Source organism: Caballeronia arationis, from assembly GCF_001544975.2.
Taxonomy (GTDB): domain Bacteria; phylum Pseudomonadota; class Gammaproteobacteria; order Burkholderiales; family Burkholderiaceae; genus Caballeronia; species Caballeronia arationis.
In genome coordinates, this window is record NZ_FCOG02000522.1 from 1 (window position 1) to 858 (window position 858).

The 858-nt window shown below is 62.6% G+C and carries 1 protein-coding gene and 2 pseudogenes; 1 reads left to right on the forward strand and 2 read right to left on the reverse strand.

Annotation, left to right across the window (positions count from 1 at the left end):
- A pseudogene (locus AWB81_RS43615) lies at positions 1-560 on the reverse strand (FAD-binding protein); the annotation flags it as partial.
- Between AWB81_RS43615 and AWB81_RS48675 the strand changes: the two are divergent.
- Positions 560-637, forward strand: a pseudogene (locus AWB81_RS48675) (FAD-binding protein); the annotation flags it as partial. The pseudogenes AWB81_RS43615 and AWB81_RS48675 sit on opposite strands and share 1 nt — an antisense overlap.
- A gap of 54 nt (positions 638-691) precedes the next feature.
- Here the strand turns inward: AWB81_RS48675 and AWB81_RS43620 are convergent.
- The coding region (locus AWB81_RS43620; RefSeq protein ID WP_144444419.1) for an SDR family oxidoreductase at positions 692-858 on the reverse strand (167 nt) is incomplete at its 5' end.

Genomic DNA, 858 nt, shown 5'->3' on the forward strand with positions numbered 1-858 from the left:
CCACCTTGGCGTCCTCGCACAGCAGTTCGTTCACGGGCGTCGAAGTGAGGATCGGAATGTCGAGCGCCAGCGCCGACTTCGCGAGCCTCGCGGCGAGCGCGTTCCCGCTCGTGACGTTGATCCCCCGCCGGTAGAGGGCCAGCTCCTTGACGTGAGTAGCCAGGCGCCGGGCGACGTAGAAAAACGAAACAATCGATTGGTCGCGCGGAAGAAGTGATTGAGGTCCGCGTTTGAGGAATTGAACATCATCCCCATGAAGGTAATGTCTCGAGCGGCGGCTTGAGACGGCGCATGTCTTTGCCGAGCCCGCGAATGTCATAGGGTGCGGCGAGGATCGAGCGGTCAATGTCGACGCCGCCACGCGCATCCGGGTGATAGTCCGGATAGAACGGGGGCACGAACTTCATCTCGGTCTCCCGCTCGAAGAACTCGACCATTTTCGGCCCGTTCTCGATAAAGCATTCGACCGCGGCCGCATCGTAGTTGCTGCCGGTCTCGCTCATCATGTATTCGCGCACGCGCTCGACGGTGTCAGCCGGATTCTGCTGCCGGCCATACCGATGTCATCGTGCTCGAAAAGGAGCCAGTGTTCGGTGGTACCACCGCACTGTCGGGCGGAGTCTTGTGGATTCCGCTGAGCAAGTTCGTCTTGACCATATCCACTCTCCTCATCGTTATGGTGTGATGGTGCTCACGCGGCCGCCGGGGTGGCGTTGAAGCCGGGGCGCGGGACCATGTCCATCAGCATGCAATCGAGCCCGCCGTCGACCAGCACCTCCGCGCCATTGACGTAGGCAGCCAGGTCGGAGGCGAGGAATAGGGCGGGGCCGGCGAGGTCCTCCGGCTCGCCGATGCGGC